Raw genomic sequence first — 17,119 nt, forward strand, 5'->3', positions numbered from 1 at the left:
CTACATCCATCTCCATCCTGCTGGAAGCTCATTTTTAATCATGCCTCCGGCATATTTCCCCCATCCAATTGGATAGCCGTCCGTGCAAACCAGTATATATCCATTGACAGGCGCCCCGTCTTGCACTTTGATTTCCGTTTCCTCAACGAATAAGGTTTCGCCTTTGAGGAAGCGGAGCGTCTGCTCATTATCCGAACTCCAATCCACGACACGAACCGCCGTGTCAAAGGTTAAGCCCATTGCGAGCGGATGCGACGGCACAAATCGGGCGCGTGCCGCTTCGCCGACATACCAGCCCGCTCTCACGACACGTAAACCGTCTAACGCTGGAAGCTCGTCAGGCTGAATATAAACGCGTGAGCCGTAAGCCACCGCATGTCCCGGCCAGGTTAATGCATTTGTCGCAAATTGTCCGGCAAATTGATGCCAAAGTTCCACGGGATCCGCTTCAACCGATTCTTGTGCAGCGAGTCCGTCCCGGCCGTTAGCTGCAGCTCGTTTGCCAGCAGGCCGATCTGTTCCTGCGCTTGCCCAATCCATTCTCGTTTGGCGTTTACCTGCCCGCCGTTCCTCTCTGTGATCCGTTTTATTCTCATGCCTTTTTCCGCTGCCCTTCGAAGCTTCCCGTTTTAGGGCCCCGCCAGCAGATCGCCTGACTGACCGCTCCGAGGAAGTGGCCGCAGCAAGAATCCTTTCCGCTGGCTCAGGCGTCCTTTCTCCGCTGCGTACAAGCACAGCCGCATAATGCCCTTCTCCCTCAATAAGATGCGGCCACAGCCTTACCGTGCCGCTGATGCTTTGCAGGCGCTCAGGGCCTAGCGGCGCGGCTTCAGCAGCTAAATCGGCGCGGCCAGGCGTCCAACCAAAACGATGCGGCACGTCTGCGATAGAGAAATCGGGATGATCAGCCAGAAAACATGCGATTTGCTGTTCATTCTCTTCAGGCGAGAAGGTACAAGTCGAATAGACGATACGCCCTCCGGGCGCCAGCATCGCTGCCGCATGCTTCAGAATATCATGCTGCATGACCGAGCACCGTTCGATCGAATGTTTCTCCCATTCCGCAATCATCGACTCATCCTTGCGGAACATGCCTTCTCCGGAGCACGGCGCATCGACGAGAATGCGGTCGAACCATTCCGGGAATACACCCGCGATGGCTGCAGGCTCCTCGTTAAGCACGACTGCATTGCGGACACCGGCAAGCTCGATATTTTTAGCCAATGCCTTCGTTCTTTCCTTTGCATTGTCATTGGTAACCAATACGCCAGTTCCTTGCAGCTTTCCGGCAATCTGGGTCGACTTCCCGCCAGGAGCCGCGCATAGGTCCAGCACGCGATGGCCGGGCATGATGTCCAGCAGCTCAACCGGCGCCATTGCGCTCGGCTCTTGAATATAATATAGGCCTGCATGGTAATGCGGATGTTTGCCGGGACGCTCGCCTTCCTCGTAATACACGCCATCCGGCGCCCAAGGAATCGGCCGCAGCTCTCCCTTCATCGAGCTAAGCTTCTTCCATTGTTCGATATCAAGCTTTAACCGGTTGATTCTCAGGCCATATACTCTCGGAGCTTCATAGGAAGACATAAATTTGTCATATTCGTCTCCTAGCAGCTTTTCCATTTTTTCCGTGAAATTACGCGGCAAATTGCCGTTCATGCTCAGTTCCTCCTGCCAATTATCGTCGATGTCCATGCACTTACATACTCATATGGCTTTGTTATATAATATATTTAAGTAAGAACAAGCCTTTGTCGGGTTTGTCCGCCATAATCCTGTTTCGGAGGTATTCGCACACATGAAAAAGAAAAGCAAAGTCAAAATGATCTACGTTTATATCGGAATCGTTATACTATTATTCGGTTTTATTTTCATTCTTAACAACAGCGGCAAGGTCAATGCGCTGTATGGCAAGCCCGTATCACAATTGAATCCGGAAACGCGCAAGCAGCTTGACGATCCTAACTACCAGAATATCATATTACCGGACGTATTGGACAAGAAGGTTGCCGATAAGGAAGATTTCTTCGTCTACCTATTCGCTTCCGACTGCCCGCATTGTCAGAAAACGACACCTCAGCTTATGCCGTTGGTGGACGAGCTGGGCATCGATTTGCCACAGTTTAACCTAAGAGAGTTCCCATCCTATTTCAATAAGTATAACGTGGAATATACGCCTACCCTTGCTTATTTCAAAGACGGCGTACAAGTCGACAAGCTCGAGGGCGGTCTTGCCGAAGAAGGAGCTACAGGCTACAGCATAGAAGATTTCAGGGCATTCTTTAACAAATATTCGGGAGCTGAAACCAAATGATGAAACGTCAGCGCCTTTCGGACGAACAAAACGCAGAGGAGCAAAAAAGCTCGCGCATTCGCGGATTTGTATATGCCATGCTGCTTGCCTTCGCTGTCATTACATTGCTTACCGCATGCGGCTTGGCGGATGACGATAAAGCGGGCGCTGAGCATCAACACGGTTCAGAAACATGGCAAACGACAGCATCCTATGACGAGATGCCAGCCTTTCTCTCTGATTACACGCCGCATACCAGCGAGCTTTATCAAGCGGTACATGACCACGCTGACATCATGAGCGGAATTACTTGTTATTGCGGATGTGCAGAAGGCGTTGAGGTTGAAAACCCGCATGATTCCCTTCTACGCTGTTACGTTGCAGAGCATCCCGCAGACGAGGGCAGCGTAACCTGGACGAATCACAGCACCAGCTGTGGCATATGCAAGAAAGAGATGGAAGAGGTCATCGCTTTAAGCAAGCAAGGCAAGACGAACGCTGAGATACGGGCTGCGATAGACGACCTATACAAGCCAAATAAATCCATCGACTAGTCCTGCCGATTGACGAAAAAATAAAAGAAGGGGCTGTGCAAAGTGTCTAATTGAACTGGACCCATAGTCAAGGACACTTTGAAAAAAAGAACACTAAGAAACACTTAAGAGATGATTCCTGTATTGAACAGGAGTCATCTTTTTTAGTCCCCACTGATATCTGTGATGATTGTAATAACGAATATAGCGGTTAATTTCTCGTTGCAATTCGGCCAAAGTTGTACATTCTCGACTCTTAACATGATCTTTCATATGACCGAAGAAAGACTCTTGTGGGGCGTTGTCCCAGCAGTTCCCACGTCGTGACATGGACTGTCCAATGCCTTTTCTCTTCAGTAATTTTTGGTAGGTGGGGCTTGTGTAGTGGCTTCCTTGATCAGAATGGATGAATACATCCTTATGGAGTTTTAAACGCCTCTGCTTCATTAACAATTTAATGGTTCTTGTGGCTAATGGCAGTTGAAGGGAGTTTGAGAGGTTTTGGGCTAGAACCTCCCCTGTTGAGGAGTCCAAAATGGTTGACAAATAAGCCGTCTGTAATTTTCCATACGGAAGATAGGTGATATCGGTGAGCAGCACAAGACCCGGGATTCCTTTCTTGAAGTCCCTTTTCAGCTCATTGGGGAGGGTGTGGTGTTCTTGCGTCGCTTTGGCCATAAGGCGATACGGGTTTGGTTTCCGATGAGGACATACGAGGTTAAATTTATTCATTAACCTTCGAATACGCTTCAAGTTGTAACAGGTATCATATTCATTTTCCAACGTCATCTTAATGGATCTGGAGCCCTTTTTGTAACCTCTTCGATGAAAAGCTTTCTTGATGAGTGCACCTGCTTTCTCATCCACTAGCGTACGCTCCTGGCGTTTGTCAGCAGAGCGGAGATAGTTGTAATAGCCAGAGCGAGACACGTCAAGTAGTTGGCAGAGGTAACGTGTCATTCGCCCCAAACCTTGTTGCACGGCTTTTTGGATAAGGTTAAAGCGATCACTCGGGCTTAGGCTTTTTCCGTTTGCTAGTAGCCTCCTTTCGTTCCTGTCTAACTTTTTTACGTATGCCAGTTGAGCCTCTAAAAGTTTAATCTTCGCATCCTGCCTGGTGATGATCTCCTCAGGGGATAAATGTTGTTTTAATGGGCGTAGAGCCGCTTCTTTACGCGAGTCCGCAAGTCCAATGATCCCATCTTTTTCGTAAGCTTTCTTCCAACGATCTGCAGACTGTTCGATTCGCTTCATCCCGAGGATCTCCACTTGAAATCCACTGGTTTCGAAAATCTCTCTTGGTGTACGCCCCAACACGTACTGGTCAATGAACGCACGTTTGAACTCATCTGCATACGTAATCGATTTTTCGCTGACCCGTAAGACATATGGGTTATTAGCTAACTGTTCCTGCTCATATTGATTAAAGTGTTTTTTGCTCATTCGCTCGCCCCACTAATCACTCTAGTATACAAAAAAGGTACCCACACACGCTAAACCCTTTTTTCAAAGTGTCCAGTGTATGGGTACCAGTTTAAATTAGACCCTTGCACGGCCCCTTCTTTGTTTTCTATGAATTAACCTTGGCTGCCTTTTTTGGCTTTCGCGATTGCCGCTTGTATATCGAGCGAAAGCTGATTCAGCTCATGGTAATCTTCTTTCTCGAACTTTTCGTTGAACTTCATTTGATACTGCGCCGCTTCGCGAACCCGGTGATAGAAATATAAATCTTGAATGCCCTTTAACACCTTCGAGACCACATTGGACTGTTCCTCGAATTCCGTTTGCGCATCCAAAATTTCTTTGCGGATGCTGGTCATTTCCGTATCGAGCTGCGATGCGGCTTCCGCAGCTTTTTTGAGACGATTGCGCACATCCTCTGGCAAGCTTTCTTTAAATTTATAATTCAAGGAATGCTCGATCGTCGCCCAAAAATTCATCGCCAGCGTTCGGATTTGAATCTCGGCAAGCACGATCTTGTATCCGAGCGCGGTTTGGACCGGGTATTCGACAATCATATGGTAGCTGCGGTAGCCGCTGTCTTTGAAATTCGTGATATAGTCCTTCTCGTACACGAGTGAAAGATCCTTGCGCGTACGTATCAAACCAGCCACGCGATGAATGTCATCTACAAATTGGCACATAATACGTATTCCTGCAATGTCCTCAATTCCCGTATCCAGCTGATCCGAAGGGACATTCAGGCGTTTCGCTTTCTCCAAAATGCTTGATATTCGCTTAACCCGGCCGGTGACAAATTCTATAGGCGCATAAGCTTCTCTTATCTTCAATTCAACCCGCATTGTCTTAAACTTCACTTTAAGTTCTTCAACCGCTTGTTCATAAGGCTGTAAAAAAAGATTCCAGTCTCTACCGTCCATCCGGCCGCCTCCTGTTCTTAAACGTGATCTGCGCCAACTGCGTCGGCAATATTTCGGTAGCCATCTTTGCGTAAACATTCCTTCAAACCGTTCGTCAATTCACGGAGCAATCCAGGGCCTTTGTAGATAAGCGCCGTATAGATTTCAACCAAGGAGGCTCCTGCGCGGATTTTATCGTATGCATCTTGTGCCGTAAAAATGCCGCCGGATCCAATAATCGGCAGCTGCCCGCCGGTTTGGCGGTAAACGGCGCGAATCACCTCTGTCGAACGCTCACGCAGCGGCTTGCCGCTCAGTCCGCCTGCTTCGCCAGCATTCGAATGCTGAAGCCCGGTGCGCGATAAGGTTGTATTCGTAGCGATTATGCCCGATACGCCGCTCTCCATAATGGAAGCAACGGTGAGCTCCAGCTGCTCATTCGTCATGTCTGGCGCGATTTTGACAAGAACAGGTTTGGCATTTGCTCCTACTTTCGCCGCCTGCGTGTTTATTTCCTTTTTTACGGCGCTAAGCAAATTTCTCAGCTCTTCACCGTGCTGCAAATCGCGCAGATCAGGGGTGTTTGGCGAGCTGATATTGACGACGAAGAAATCTCCATATGTATACAAATCCCGAATGCAGGTTTGATAATCCTCATGGGCCAACTCATTCGGAGTCGTTTTGTTTTTACCGATGTTAACGGCAATCGGAATCCGGTTTATTTTGCGTCGCGACAGCTTCTCTGCCATAGCAGCCGTTCCCTCATTGTTAAAGCCCATCCGATTGATGAGCGCTTCATCAGGGGGAAGACGGAACAATCTAGGCTGTTCGTTGCCGGCTTGTCCTTTTGGAGTCACGGTGCCAACCTCGGCGAAGCCAAAGCCTACGCTTGAGAAACCGTCCGCCGCTTTGCCGTTTTTGTCTAGGCCGGCAGCCAGCCCTACCGGGTGCGGAAAACGCAGTCCGAACAGCTCAGTCGCAAGCTCAGGCGACTCCGCTACACCGTACATAGCATGCATAAGCCCGTTTAATCCAGGCACTGTCCCTCCTGCGGCTAAGCCGTCAATAACGAGATGATGGGCCTTTTCAGGGTCCATTCGAAAAAAAATCGGCTTTAAAATTGAAGAATAAAGCAACTTACTCACTCCGATCTCAGATGTATGTTCTACCTGACAGTTTATCTTTTTTGCGGCAAAAAGAAAAGAGCCTGCACGCAAGGCGCAAGCATCCGTTATATTGCGGCTTGTCTAGAAAACGATTACAATGAGATCATATTCCTTATCATTTTGAAATAGAGAGGTTGATAGTCGATGAGTTCACCAAAAAGAAAGCCTGCAACCATGAAAGCGAAGCCGAAGGAAGAGGTAAACAAGAAAGCGCTCATTTGGATCGGCTCTATCGTCGGCGTAATTATCGTTGCGGTGGCGTTGCTTTTAGTTTTCACTTCGTAAGACTCTTACGTCAACCATTTATAAACTTTCGCGGGATTGGTTTCATTCTGGCGCGGCTCCAGCCTAAAGCGTTCTGCTGGTATCTGCTGTTCGGTTGGAAGCGTCCCGTTTTTTATATGCACAACGGTTCCGAGCGGTACCATATCATAAAGTTCCTCGACATCTGCCTTGCCCATCCGAACGCAGCCCAGCGAGTCATCCTTGCCCAAGCTGCTTGGCTCATCGGTTCCATGAATGGCATATAAGGTATTCGAGAGCGTCATGCCGCGGCTTCCGAAATCTCCATCTTCGCGTCCGTTTGGATTTTTGACCTTTTCGCTGATATAAAAGCTTCCCTCGGGCGTTTCTTTTCCTCCAAGACCTACCTGGTAGCTGCGCACGATGATATCGCCTTGAACGACGGCAAGGCTGTGGGTCGATTTATCCACAACGATCGTAAGCGGCCGGCTCCATTCTCGATCTAAAATCCCGTTGCTGCCTACGATCGTGTTCGTACTCGGCTTACTCGCGTTATCTTTTTCCGCTGCCGGCTGACTGCCCTCCTCATTCGTTAGACCAGAAGCTCCGCCGCTTTGGCCAGGGCGCACGTTCTTGAGTTTCTTCAGAACAAGCGGGAACATGGCTTGCATGCCTTCGCGTTCTCCGGCGATCACATTATTCGGGTAAGGCTGAATCAAGTCATCCAGCCGCTCCGGCCATTTTTTGTATTTCTTCTCATATTGGTAGACAGCGCTTGCGAGCGTCCAGTGCGTCTCCTGCTGCTCTCGCCAGTCCATATAACGTGCAGTGGCTTCCGCAGTATCGGACGGCTCACACGAGCAGGCAAGCCGATCAAACATCTTCACATTTAGCTTCCCGTTTCCATTATCCTTCTCCACGGACATTAGCAGCCTTGTGTTCCCAATCCATTTGCGCCAGCCCTTATCCGCTTCCAGCCTAGCCGCGATGGTGAACTGAGGAGCTTCGTTTCCTGCAGCCACTAAACGATTCCAGGCACTGCCAATCGGATTCAATTCTTTTTGAGGAACCAATACGATGCCTAGAGGAAGGCTATAATCCTGCGCGTCCGGTGGAAGTTCTAGATCCTTGTTATTATTCATAGCGCCGTTCGCCGGCACTAACACGGCTACGAGCAGCAGTAAAGCCGCTAATGCTGCGGTTCTGCGGACAAGCCTTTTTTTCTTTTGCCGCGATCCCCATTCTCTGAGCATCTGCAGATGATTTTCCGATAACGGGTGGCTCTCATGTTCAAATGCATCATAAACCTCGCCCGCCTGCAAAAAACAATAATTCGCTTTGCCTTCTTTTCCGGCGAGCAAATATTGCTTGCCAAGCAAATACCACCCCATTTGGTTATCGGGGTGCTGCTTTACAAATTGCTTCAAATAGAATAGATCTTCTGGAGAGTCCATCCCCCATCCTCCCAACATATCGTATGTTCTCTATATCGGCAGGATGGAAGCCGGTTTGTATCCCTTCAGTTTATTTCTATGCGCGCATGAAGCAAAAAAAAAGCTCCCCATCGCAGCGAGAGCATGCGAGAAGAGCTTTTCTCCGGTTACTGATTTAGTAATTAAATGGAACATCTGCAATCTTGATGGAATCTGTTGGACAGCCGTCAGCCGCATCCTGCAAATCATCAAACAAATCTTCCGGAATCTCAGTATTGCCTTTGTTTCCGTCCGCTTTATAAATAACTTCCGCAAGGCCTTCATCATCGTAGTCATAAATGTCAGGAGCGGTTGCTCCGCAAGCTCCACAAGCGATGCACGTATCTTTTTCAACCCAAGTAAACTTACCCATGGAAATTCCCTCCCAAATAAAAATAAATATACGGAATAATCTCGTCTCTGAACAGTCAAGCTTCATTCATCAATATATAACAAACTATCATCCTTTTGCAAGGATGTGCCGCGAATTCGTTTATTCCTAATTAAGGTTGAAGGGTCGTCGCCAAGCATTCCGGCGGTCAGTACTGCGTCCTCTCCGTACTTGTCGCGGAGCCGATCCATCGCTTTGGTTAACGCTTCTTTTCGAGGCTGCTGCTCGTAGCTGAACAAATCAAGCTGCAGGGCCGTATCGTCCAGCGGCGTGAGATTTTGAAGCGTGATGCCCAGCAGACGAATCGGCTCGCCGATTTTCCAATGCTTCTCAAACAGCCTGCAGGCTTCCCTGTAAAACACATCCGCTTCCTGTGTCGGGGCTGTCAGCGTATGAGAACGGGTAATCGTAGTCATGTCCGGCTTGCGGATCGTAATTTGAACCGTTGTTGCAACCAGCTTCTGCCTTCGAAGCCTTCTTCCCGTCTGATCGGCTAAATTGAGCAGCACCCTGAATACGTCCTCGCGTGCGGTCAAATCATGAGGAAGCGTCGTGGTATGTCCGATCGATTTGTTCCGCTCCCTGTTCGGATTAACCTCGCCGTGGTCAATGCCGTGAGCAGCGGATTTCATCCACGAGCCTGTGACGCCAAAATGTTTATTCAGCATGTATTCATCGGCAGCGGCCAGCTGCCCAATCGTCCGTATGTTGAATTTCGCGAGCTTTTCAGCCGTTTTTTTCCCTATACCGAACAGCGTATCGCAGGATTTATCCCATAGAACATGTTTAACGTCTCGAATCCGTAAAACGGTCAGACCGTTTGGCTTCTTCATATCCGACGCCATCTTCGCAAGCAGCTTGTTCGGAGCCAAACCGATCGAGCACGGAAGCGTCCATTCCGACTGGATGCGCTTCTGGAGGGAGGATGCGATTTCCAGCGGCGTGCCAAACATTTTGGATCCCGTAATATCCATATAGCACTCATCGATCGATACCGCTTCCACAAGGGGCGTGTACTGCCTGGCGATGGCCATAAATCCCTGGGAGTATTTACGGTAAAGCGTAAAATCAGGCTTTATTAATATAAGCTCAGGACACAGCTGAAGTGCCTGTCTCACCGTCATTCCCGTTTTGATTCCCCTGCTCCTTGCCGCATACGAGCAGGTTACTAGTATACCCTTTCGCTGCTCTACGCTGCCGGATACCGCCGTTGGCTTATTTTTGTATTTCTCGGGCTCTTCGGCCTCATGGACGGAGCAATAAAATGCATTCATATCTAAATGGATAATTACGCGGCCTTTAGCCGGATAATGTTCATTTGTGTTAGTCATAATCGAGTTAAACACCGCCTAATGTAAGCAATAAGCGAACATAAGTTTGATCCACCCAAGCATACAATTCTAATAGGGTCAAGTCAACGACGGCTGGTCCCTTCGCAAAAATTACTTTTTTCCCCTCTACTTTCGAGAAGACAAGTGTTATAATAGTAAATTATGATTTGAAAAGGCAATCTATAAAGGAGGCGTCCCGTTAATGACAACCAACATTTCCATATTTGATACGACGCTGCGTGACGGTACTCAAGGAGAAGGCATCAGCCTGTCAGCGGATGACAAATTAAAAATCGCCCAGAAGCTCGACGCGTTGGGCGTTCATTATATTGAAGGCGGCAATCCAGGAAGCAACAGCAAGGATATCGAGTTTTTCCAACGGATCAAAGCTTTCAACCTTAACGCCAAAATCACCGCATTCGGCAGCACACGCCGCAAGAACAGTTTGGCTGAGCAGGATGCAAGCCTCGTCCGCATCGCCGAATCGGGGGTTCCGGCAGCTACGCTTGTAGGCAAGTCATGGGACTTTCACGTACATACGGCCCTGCAAACGACGTTAGAAGAAAATCTTTCGATGATTTATGATTCGGTCGCTTTTTTAAAGCAAAACGGGATGGAAGCCTTGTTCGATGCCGAGCATTTTTTTGACGGCTACAAGAACAATCCGGAATACGCCCTGTCCGTTTTGAAGAAAGCGCAAGAAGCCGGAGCGAACTGGCTCGTCCTCTGTGATACGAACGGCGGTACGCTTCCGGGTGAAATTCATGAAATCGTAACCCGCGTCAGACAAGAACTAATCACGCCGATCGGTATTCATACGCATAACGATTGCGAGCTGGCTGTCGCTAACTCCCTTGCAGCAGTTCAAGCCGGCGCGCGTCAGGTGCAGGGCACGATCAATGGCTACGGCGAACGCTGCGGCAATGCAAATCTTTGCTCGATCATACCGAATCTGCAAATTAAAATGAACTACGATGTATTGCCCGAAGAGAAGCTTCGCGTTCTCACCAGCACGGCACGGTATGTTAGCGAAATCGCTAATGTCCATATGCCTGTTGGCCAAGCTTATGTCGGCAATGCAGCCTTCGCGCATAAAGGCGGCATCCATGTTTCCGCCATTATGAAGGACTCCAAAACCTATGAGCACATCCAGCCTGAGCTTGTCGGCAACAAGCAGCGCATTCTTGTCTCTGAGCTCGCGGGACAAAGCAATATTATTTCCAAGGCCAAAGAGCTCGGTCTTGACGTTAACGCAAATAACGATAAAACGAAGCTCATTATGGATCAAATCAAAGACTTGGAACATCAAGGCTACCAATTCGAGGGCGCAGACGCTTCTCTAGAACTCCTGCTTCGCGAAGCATTCGGCGGTGAGGTTAAGGAAGTTTTCAAGGTTGAATCGTTCAAAATGCTGGTTGAAAAAACAAACGGTCAAATGATTTCCGAGGCTATCGTCAAAATTAACGTTGGCGGACAGCAGGTTTATACAGCCGCTGAAGGCAATGGTCCCGTTAATGCCCTCGATAACGCCCTGCGCAAGGCGCTGGTGCAGTTTTATCCCAAGATTGAAAGCATACACCTATCCGACTATAAAGTTCGCGTCATCGACGAGAAGGACGCTACAGCTGCTAAGGTTCGCGTTCTTATCGAATCAACGGGACTTGATAACACATGGAGCACAGTGGGCGTTTCCAACAACGTCATCGAAGCCAGCTGGGAAGCACTCGTCGACAGCATCCGTTACGCGCTGTTAAACATGGTTAAGGTCGATAACGCGCATACCGATCCGCTTGACCGCATCGGGCTTGTAAATCATTAATAAAAAAGGGTTGGCGGGACATCACCAAGTGATAGTCCGCCAACCCTTTATTTATATGATTTTATAACGTTTCACGCCTTAGGAATGCTGCAGCCGCCCGTTTACGATCGGTTACATCCACTTTTCAATCAACCGCTGCCATTCTTCATAAGTAATGACCCCGTTAATTCGCTCCCTTATCACGCCTTCACCGTCAATAAGGAAGGTTGTCGGGAACGTATCGACCTTATACTGCTTTGTGACTTCTCCCACCCGGTCCATCAATATCGGGAATGTAAACTCATGCTCATTCACAAATTCCCTGGCAGCCCGCTCTTTATCGTATTTGGTCGCGTTAACGCCGTACAGCTGAATGGCGTCACCGTATTCTTCATGCAAGCGCTGCAGGTCGGGAGCTTCAAGCTCACAAGGCCCGCACCAGGATGCCCAAAAATTAACGAAGGTAAGCTTGCCCTGCTGCCCTCCGACTTCGTAAGACTGCTCGTCAAGGGCAGGCAGCTTGAAAGCTGAAGCTTCGTATCCTGCTTTCGGTTTGAAATCCCCTGCCGGTGCCGCAAGCGTAACGGAGCCCGTTTCATCATTTTTATATTGGAATACAGCTAATCCCGCAAAAAGCAGCGCAATAGTAAAAAGAGCAATAACACGTTTCATGACGTACCTTCCTTCTCTCGCAATGTCATTTACTTGTATGGCTCCATGGTATCATGCACCGTATCGAAGCTCAAGGCACGAGGCATATTAGCCATAAAAACGTCACGTTTAACGGTATGCTGCCTTTTGTGCTTGTCCTATTATCGGTTATTGACGGATCATTCATACACATTACATCGGCATTAGCGCTCTAGGACCAATTTCGTTATACTTCATTTATAGGAATGACAAGGAGGCGTAAATATGGAAGCGCAGCAAACGAAAAGCATAATTACAAAAGACGCATATGATTTGCTAATCGGAATTTGTAAAAACGCTTTGCCTATGGAGGCCTGCGGAATCTTAGCAAGCAGTGAAGACGCATTGCGTGACGAAAACCCTTACATTATTGATACGGTCATTCCGATTACCAATAAGCATATCGATCCGACTCATTCATTTACCTTTGACCCGGCTGAATGGACTTCCGCTTATTACGCCATGCAAAAAAACCGACAAAAGCTTGTCGGCTTGTTTCATTCCCATCCGCGTACGGAAGCCATACCATCTTCTAGCGATTCTGAAGGCTTTCTGCCGGCGTCAGAGTTATCCTATTGGATTGTCTCATTACGCAGCAGCGAAACGCCTCACGTACAGCCCTATCGCCGTTCAGAAGGGGCATTCATTCCAATGGAGCTAGTGCTTACTTAGATAAGCGTACAAATCACCCAGCGTCGTAATATTTCTCTCCAGTATGCGGGCTAGGTAGTTTTGCCATAACTTGGCCGTCATAATTGAATCCTGCAGCGCATGATGCCGTTCCGTGATCGGAATACAGCAACTTATCAGCAATTCATCCAAGCTGTATCCTTCCAGGTTCGGCTCCAACCACTTTGCTACCATCATCGTATCGAGCACACGGTGGTTTAAATTAATTTTAGAGGTTCTCCATAATGCCGCGTTTAAAAACTGCTTGTCGTGACCTGAAGCGTGGGCGACAAGCAGCCTCCTGCCGACAAACTCCATAAAATCGTGAAGCACCTGCATTAAGTCCGGAGCATCCTGCACCATTTCATTTGTTATGCCCGTCAGTTCCACAATGGCTTTCGGAATTTTACGTTTAGGATTCACGAGGCTGTAGAACGTTTCGTTCTCCACGATTTCGCCGCCTCGCAGCAATACGGCTCCAAACGAAATGATTTCATCGCCGTTATTCGGATAGAAGCCCGTTGTCTCCAGATCGAATACGATGACCTCGAGCTCTTTAAGCGGCATGTCAAACATGGATTGCTTACGCTGTTCTTTATTGACATTACGAATAAACGCCATTTGCTGGGCATTTTGCGAGCCTAGCATAGAAGCGATGGCAGGCGTAAATCCTCCCATTTTGTATAGGTGCCACATGCGACCGACGCCTTTTTGCTCCTTCATTTCCCCACCGCCTTAAGTAAGCCTGCCCATTGTTTGCTTAAAAACCGCTCTTTGCAGTTTCTTGCCCAGGCGCAAGCTACTCTTTAATTCATCAGTCATTTCCTTGGTCAATTTACGGCCCGATATCTTGCCATTATTCGCATATAACCCGTCCGATTTCTGTTCGGTTGTCATTAATCGGAGCCTCAGAAGTAACCGAAAAGCCTGGCCGTAAATCGCAGCGTCCTTTTCAGACATCCTTCCGGCTTGCACCAGCTTTTTGATTCTCTCTAAGGTTGCTGTTTCACGGATACCTACCTGAATGGATAAAAGCCTTATTGAATTGACCATTGGAATATAAGCGCCGTATTTGATATCAAGGCTTCCTGCATCTACGCCATATTGCTCCTTAAGAAGCTGGCCAAAAAAGCCAAGGAGTACTTTATGCCGCAAAGTATTGTCTAACATTCGCTTCAAAATGATTGGATGGTTCAGCATATCGGTAAAATACAAGTCCTTGAGTTCTTCAACCAGCCCAAAGTCCCCATATACGCCGCGGCCATCTGCAATGATAAGCAAATATCGAACAGACTCCCATGCCGGTTCTTCAAACCAATGATCCAGCTTGCTGCCCCATTCGGAGAGCGATAAACACCAATCCTGGTTGCTGCTAAGCACATTCCCCTCGCACGGGGGGTAACCCGTTTGTTGAAGATTTTGAACAATGATCTCGCTAAGCTCTTTAAAATAACTCTTCACTTCTGCTGAATCAGCCACTGGATCCCGATAGACAATTCCGCTGTCTTGATCGCTCGACAAAGTCTGCTCTTTCCGACCGCCGCTCCCGAACAATAAATACGCGTAAGGCACGGGGGGAAAACCCTTCCCCATCCGTGCCATTTCCGCTTCTGCGAGGACAATCGAGCGTTGTATTACCGCATCGTGCACCTCATTCAATTGTTCGTAAAATTGTTCGACGGGACGCGTGGGGAGAAGAGCTTCCATATGCTCGTGTATCTGATCCCGCAAGTTTCGCAGCCCTTCCGCATGATCGGCTGAACCAATCTGCTTGAGCAGCTGCACTCGCACCGGATCACTCATGCGATGCCCTCTCCCTTCGGTCAGTCCATCATGGTTATTGGATTATCCTTGAAAGTTTTGACCTGTTTTTTTCATTTGCTCAGGATAACCATAAGCCCCATGCTCACTTAGGTCAAGACCAATGATTTCTTGCTCTTCCGTAACGCGGAAGCCCATGATCAGCTTCATTACACCAAGGATCAGGAATGATGCCGCAAGCACGAAAGCACCAACAACGACAACAGATTCAAATTGAACCCACAGCTGCTTCCAGCTGCCAGTGTCGATCAAGCCGCCAGTACCTACGCCGACTTTATCAGCAAGCTCTTGTGTAGCGAAGATACCGTTGGCAAGCGTACCCCACACACCGGCTGCACCGTGAACGGACAAAGCATAAATCGGATCGTCGACTTTAATTTTCTCGAAGAACTTCACGCTGTAGAAAACAAGTACGCCGGCAACCAGACCGATAACTACCGCAGCCCAAGGAGCAACGTATGCGCAAGATGCTGTTATCGCAACAAGACCTGCAAGAGTACCGTTCAGCATCGATGTAATATCCGCTTTACCTGTAACAGCCCATGAAATAAGAAGTGCTGCCACGCCGCCCGCGCCTGCTCCGAGCATCGTGTTAAATGCTACGTATCCGAAGAATCCGTCACCGATAGCTACTGTGCTACCTGCGTTAAATCCAAACCAACCTACCCATAAAAGCAAAACGGAAAGCGCAGTGAAAACTTGGTTATGACCCAAAATTTCGTTTGCCGAGCCGTCTTTATTGAATTTACCGATACGCGGTTTCAGTAATACTGTCGCTGCGAATGCAGCCAACGCGCCCGTTAAGTGAACAACCGTGGAGCCCGCGAAATCTTGTGCTCCGTCTTCAGCAAGCCAGCCGCCGCCCCAGATCCAGTGAGCTACTACCGGGTAAATAATCGCAGTGAAAAATAATGTAAATACGATGTATGAGGATAGCTTAGCTCTTTCTGCGAAACCGCCCCATGCGATAGAAAGCGATACTGCCGCAAATGCTAGTTGGAACAAGAAGAACACCGTGCTTGGATAATTTTCACCTTCACCTGCAGTAATGGAAGGATCAAAGAAGAAACTGCCCCAACCGATTAGTGCATTAATGCCGCTGTCGCCGCCAAAAGTAATGCCGTAACCGAATGCCCAATAAATAAGTGCAGCTAAGCCAGTTGTGAAAATCGTTTTGCCGGCAACATGGCCTGCGTTTTTCATCCGTGTCGAGCCTGTTTCAAGAAGTATGAACCCGCCTTGCATAAGGAGAACGAGAATAAATGAGAGCATAACCCATAGTGAGTTTAAACCCATGTTCAACGTTGCGGCGGAAGGATCCTCAGCAAACGCCATTACCGGAAACAATAAGGTGAAGATTCCTAAAGCTAATAATGTTTTCTTAATCATTACGACCACTCCCTAAGTGTTATGTTTCCTTACATGAGAGGAAAGACTTAATGTCATTATAGTCAGTAGTGCTCAATTTGACAATACGTTTTATCTAATTTTACAAAAAAAATCAAACGTTCGGCATAAAATCTAACACGAACGTTAAGTTTTTGAACAAATCGTTCCCTAAATTACCCATTGGGCCTGTTTATTCTTCGCATTTTCACTTTTTGTAGGCATTGATTCCTATTTCAAGGAATCAATTTTCCTCCTATATGGCTTTCTTCTGATTCATGTCACCATTCCAAGTGTTATATAGAAGAAGAAAATATACTCTTCCTTCGCATAAACCGCAGATACGGGCATTTGTCGAATAGCCATGTAACACGTTTGACTGTATGGTTACTTTCCTATTATCATTAGAGGTACAACGGTTAGCCCGTTTCCATAAGATGGCGTTAGTAAAATGTACTATAATAGAAGATAATTATGGATTAGTGAAATTACATGCATTTTTAACGAATGGAGGATTTTAAAATGTATCGAATCGGAGAACTATCGAAGCTGGCGCATATCAGTCCAAGAACGATTGATTATTATACTTCAATTGGTCTAATAGAGCCTGCTGAGCGTTCCGCCAAAAACTATCGCCTCTATTCAGACGAAACCTTGCAGCGCTTGGAACGTATTGAACAGATGAAAAAAGATAAATATACATTAGATGAGATTAAAGCCACCATTGAAAGCTGGAAAAAGATCACGCCAGAGGAGCAGGTATCTCGCAAGCTAACGGATTTGCAGCATCATATAAGCCAGCTGGAACGCGAAGTGAAGGAGCTTGAGCCTGTCATAAAGAATCTCAAGCCGCGGCAAGCGAACCACCTTTACACGCGGCTCATGCCTCAAACCGCCGCTTGTATCGAGGCACTTATGCTTCTGATCAACAAAAGCTCTCTCATGTAGCGGAGAATCTCATCACTT

Annotated in this window: 17 protein-coding genes; 6 read left to right on the forward strand and 11 right to left on the reverse strand. The window is 47.9% G+C overall.

Translation table 11 applies throughout. The features are described from left to right. On the reverse strand, positions 1-1,659 hold the full coding sequence (locus ACN6MW_RS01525) for an RsmB/NOP family class I SAM-dependent RNA methyltransferase (RefSeq protein WP_419873917.1): 1,659 nt from the start codon (positions 1,657-1,659) through the stop codon (positions 1-3). A 139-nt stretch (positions 1,660-1,798) separates the two neighbouring features. Between ACN6MW_RS01525 and ACN6MW_RS01530 the strand changes: the two genes are divergently transcribed. Continuing rightward, a complete protein-coding gene (locus tag ACN6MW_RS01530; RefSeq protein ID WP_419873918.1) occupies positions 1,799-2,314 on the forward strand; it encodes a thioredoxin family protein in 516 nt (171 codons plus the stop codon). Beyond that, the gene (locus tag ACN6MW_RS01535) at positions 2,311-2,847 is read left to right on the forward strand and encodes a PCYCGC motif-containing (lipo)protein (protein ID WP_419873919.1); all 537 of its coding nucleotides are present in this window, start codon (positions 2,311-2,313) and stop codon (positions 2,845-2,847) included. The genes ACN6MW_RS01530 and ACN6MW_RS01535 overlap by 4 nt, the downstream gene beginning before the upstream one ends. Positions 2,848-2,940: 93 nt before the next feature. On the opposite strand, the gene ACN6MW_RS01540 is transcribed toward ACN6MW_RS01535, so the two are convergent. From ACN6MW_RS01540 to ACN6MW_RS01550, 3 genes are all read right to left on the reverse strand, one after another. After that, complete coding sequence (locus ACN6MW_RS01540) at positions 2,941-4,269, reverse strand: IS3 family transposase (RefSeq protein ID WP_419873920.1); 1,329 nt, start codon at positions 4,267-4,269, stop codon at positions 2,941-2,943. A 134-nt stretch (positions 4,270-4,403) separates the two neighbouring features. Next, positions 4,404-5,207 (reverse strand): GTP pyrophosphokinase, encoded by an 804-nt coding sequence (locus ACN6MW_RS01545; protein WP_419873921.1) that lies wholly within the window; start codon positions 5,205-5,207, stop codon positions 4,404-4,406. A gap of 17 nt (positions 5,208-5,224) precedes the next feature. Next, positions 5,225-6,322 carry a quinone-dependent dihydroorotate dehydrogenase gene (locus ACN6MW_RS01550; RefSeq protein ID WP_419873922.1) on the reverse strand — a complete coding sequence of 366 codons (1,098 nt, stop codon included), beginning with the start codon at positions 6,320-6,322 and terminating at the stop codon, positions 5,225-5,227. Positions 6,323-6,496: 174 nt separating this feature from the next. On the opposite strand from ACN6MW_RS01550, the gene ACN6MW_RS01555 reads away from it, so the two are divergent. Further along, positions 6,497-6,637 (forward strand): hypothetical protein, encoded by a 141-nt coding sequence (locus ACN6MW_RS01555; RefSeq protein ID WP_364149333.1) that lies wholly within the window; start codon positions 6,497-6,499, stop codon positions 6,635-6,637. A gap of 5 nt (positions 6,638-6,642) precedes the next feature. Here the strand turns inward: ACN6MW_RS01555 and ACN6MW_RS01560 are convergent, their stop codons facing one another. From ACN6MW_RS01560 to ACN6MW_RS01570, 3 genes are all read right to left on the reverse strand, one after another. Beyond that, positions 6,643-8,049 carry a L,D-transpeptidase gene (locus ACN6MW_RS01560; RefSeq protein WP_419873923.1) on the reverse strand — a complete coding sequence of 469 codons (1,407 nt, stop codon included), beginning with the start codon at positions 8,047-8,049 and terminating at the stop codon, positions 6,643-6,645. 154 nt (positions 8,050-8,203) lie between these two features. Further along, the gene (locus ACN6MW_RS01565; RefSeq protein ID WP_056627358.1) at positions 8,204-8,440 is read right to left on the reverse strand and encodes a ferredoxin; all 237 of its coding nucleotides are present in this window, start codon (positions 8,438-8,440) and stop codon (positions 8,204-8,206) included. Positions 8,441-8,502: 62 nt separating this feature from the next. Continuing rightward, positions 8,503-9,789 (reverse strand): DNA polymerase IV, encoded by a 1,287-nt coding sequence (locus ACN6MW_RS01570; protein WP_419873924.1) that lies wholly within the window; start codon positions 9,787-9,789, stop codon positions 8,503-8,505. Positions 9,790-9,991: 202 nt separating this feature from the next. Here ACN6MW_RS01570 and cimA point away from each other — a divergent pair, with 202 nt between their 5' ends. Continuing rightward, complete coding sequence (gene cimA / locus ACN6MW_RS01575) at positions 9,992-11,608, forward strand: citramalate synthase (protein WP_419873925.1); 1,617 nt, start codon at positions 9,992-9,994, stop codon at positions 11,606-11,608. 111 nt (positions 11,609-11,719) lie between these two features. On the opposite strand, the gene ACN6MW_RS01580 is transcribed toward cimA, so the two are convergent. Continuing rightward, positions 11,720-12,259 (reverse strand): TlpA family protein disulfide reductase, encoded by a 540-nt coding sequence (locus tag ACN6MW_RS01580; protein ID WP_364149340.1) that lies wholly within the window; start codon positions 12,257-12,259, stop codon positions 11,720-11,722. A 243-nt stretch (positions 12,260-12,502) separates the two neighbouring features. Here ACN6MW_RS01580 and ACN6MW_RS01585 point away from each other — a divergent pair, with 243 nt between their 5' ends. Beyond that, positions 12,503-12,949: a Mov34/MPN/PAD-1 family protein gene (locus ACN6MW_RS01585; RefSeq protein WP_419873926.1), complete on the forward strand. Its 447-nt coding sequence runs from the start codon at positions 12,503-12,505 to the stop codon at positions 12,947-12,949. On the opposite strand, the gene ACN6MW_RS01590 is transcribed toward ACN6MW_RS01585, so the two are convergent. From ACN6MW_RS01590 to ACN6MW_RS01600, 3 genes are read right to left on the reverse strand one after another with little or no spacing between them, the layout of a single operon-like run. Further along, a complete protein-coding gene (locus ACN6MW_RS01590) occupies positions 12,935-13,669 on the reverse strand; it encodes a 3'-5' exonuclease (RefSeq protein WP_364149343.1) in 735 nt (244 codons plus the stop codon). The genes ACN6MW_RS01585 and ACN6MW_RS01590 overlap by 15 nt on opposite strands. 12 nt (positions 13,670-13,681) lie before the next feature. Further along, positions 13,682-14,749, reverse strand: a complete 1,068-nt coding sequence (locus tag ACN6MW_RS01595) for a DUF294 nucleotidyltransferase-like domain-containing protein (RefSeq protein WP_419873927.1) — start codon at positions 14,747-14,749, stop codon at positions 13,682-13,684. Between the two features lie 42 nt (positions 14,750-14,791). Beyond that, positions 14,792-16,156: an ammonium transporter gene (locus ACN6MW_RS01600; RefSeq protein WP_364149346.1), complete on the reverse strand. Its 1,365-nt coding sequence runs from the start codon at positions 16,154-16,156 to the stop codon at positions 14,792-14,794. Positions 16,157-16,675: 519 nt separating this feature from the next. On the opposite strand from ACN6MW_RS01600, the gene ACN6MW_RS01605 reads away from it, so the two are divergent. Continuing rightward, positions 16,676-17,101: a MerR family transcriptional regulator gene (locus ACN6MW_RS01605; protein ID WP_364149348.1), complete on the forward strand. Its 426-nt coding sequence runs from the start codon at positions 16,676-16,678 to the stop codon at positions 17,099-17,101. Positions 17,102-17,119 lie beyond the last annotated feature (18 nt).

Source organism: Pristimantibacillus sp. PTI5 (genome assembly GCF_048572955.1).
GTDB lineage: Bacteria > Bacillota > Bacilli > Paenibacillales > Paenibacillaceae > Pristimantibacillus.

Coding starts and splice junctions, on each gene's coding strand:
- ACN6MW_RS01570 (WP_419873924.1), bottom strand. CDS start 9,789: ATGACTAACACAAATGAACATTATCCGGCTAAAGGCCGCGTAATTATC.
- ACN6MW_RS01535 (WP_419873919.1), top strand. CDS start 2,311: ATGATGAAACGTCAGCGCCTTTCGGACGAACAAAACGCAGAGGAGCAA.
- ACN6MW_RS01600 (WP_364149346.1), bottom strand. CDS start 16,156: ATGATTAAGAAAACATTATTAGCTTTAGGAATCTTCACCTTATTGTTT.
- ACN6MW_RS01605 (WP_364149348.1), top strand. CDS start 16,676: ATGTATCGAATCGGAGAACTATCGAAGCTGGCGCATATCAGTCCAAGA.
- cimA (WP_419873925.1), top strand. CDS start 9,992: ATGACAACCAACATTTCCATATTTGATACGACGCTGCGTGACGGTACT.
- ACN6MW_RS01525 (WP_419873917.1), bottom strand. CDS start 1,659: ATGAACGGCAATTTGCCGCGTAATTTCACGGAAAAAATGGAAAAGCTG.
- ACN6MW_RS01590 (WP_364149343.1), bottom strand. CDS start 13,669: ATGAAGGAGCAAAAAGGCGTCGGTCGCATGTGGCACCTATACAAAATG.
- ACN6MW_RS01565 (WP_056627358.1), bottom strand. CDS start 8,440: ATGGGTAAGTTTACTTGGGTTGAAAAAGATACGTGCATCGCTTGTGGA.
- ACN6MW_RS01530 (WP_419873918.1), top strand. CDS start 1,799: ATGAAAAAGAAAAGCAAAGTCAAAATGATCTACGTTTATATCGGAATC.
- ACN6MW_RS01595 (WP_419873927.1), bottom strand. CDS start 14,749: ATGAGTGATCCGGTGCGAGTGCAGCTGCTCAAGCAGATTGGTTCAGCC.
- ACN6MW_RS01585 (WP_419873926.1), top strand. CDS start 12,503: ATGGAAGCGCAGCAAACGAAAAGCATAATTACAAAAGACGCATATGAT.
- ACN6MW_RS01540 (WP_419873920.1), bottom strand. CDS start 4,269: ATGAGCAAAAAACACTTTAATCAATATGAGCAGGAACAGTTAGCTAAT.
- ACN6MW_RS01555 (WP_364149333.1), top strand. CDS start 6,497: ATGAGTTCACCAAAAAGAAAGCCTGCAACCATGAAAGCGAAGCCGAAG.
- ACN6MW_RS01580 (WP_364149340.1), bottom strand. CDS start 12,259: ATGAAACGTGTTATTGCTCTTTTTACTATTGCGCTGCTTTTTGCGGGA.
- ACN6MW_RS01545 (WP_419873921.1), bottom strand. CDS start 5,207: ATGGACGGTAGAGACTGGAATCTTTTTTTACAGCCTTATGAACAAGCG.
- ACN6MW_RS01560 (WP_419873923.1), bottom strand. CDS start 8,049: ATGGACTCTCCAGAAGATCTATTCTATTTGAAGCAATTTGTAAAGCAG.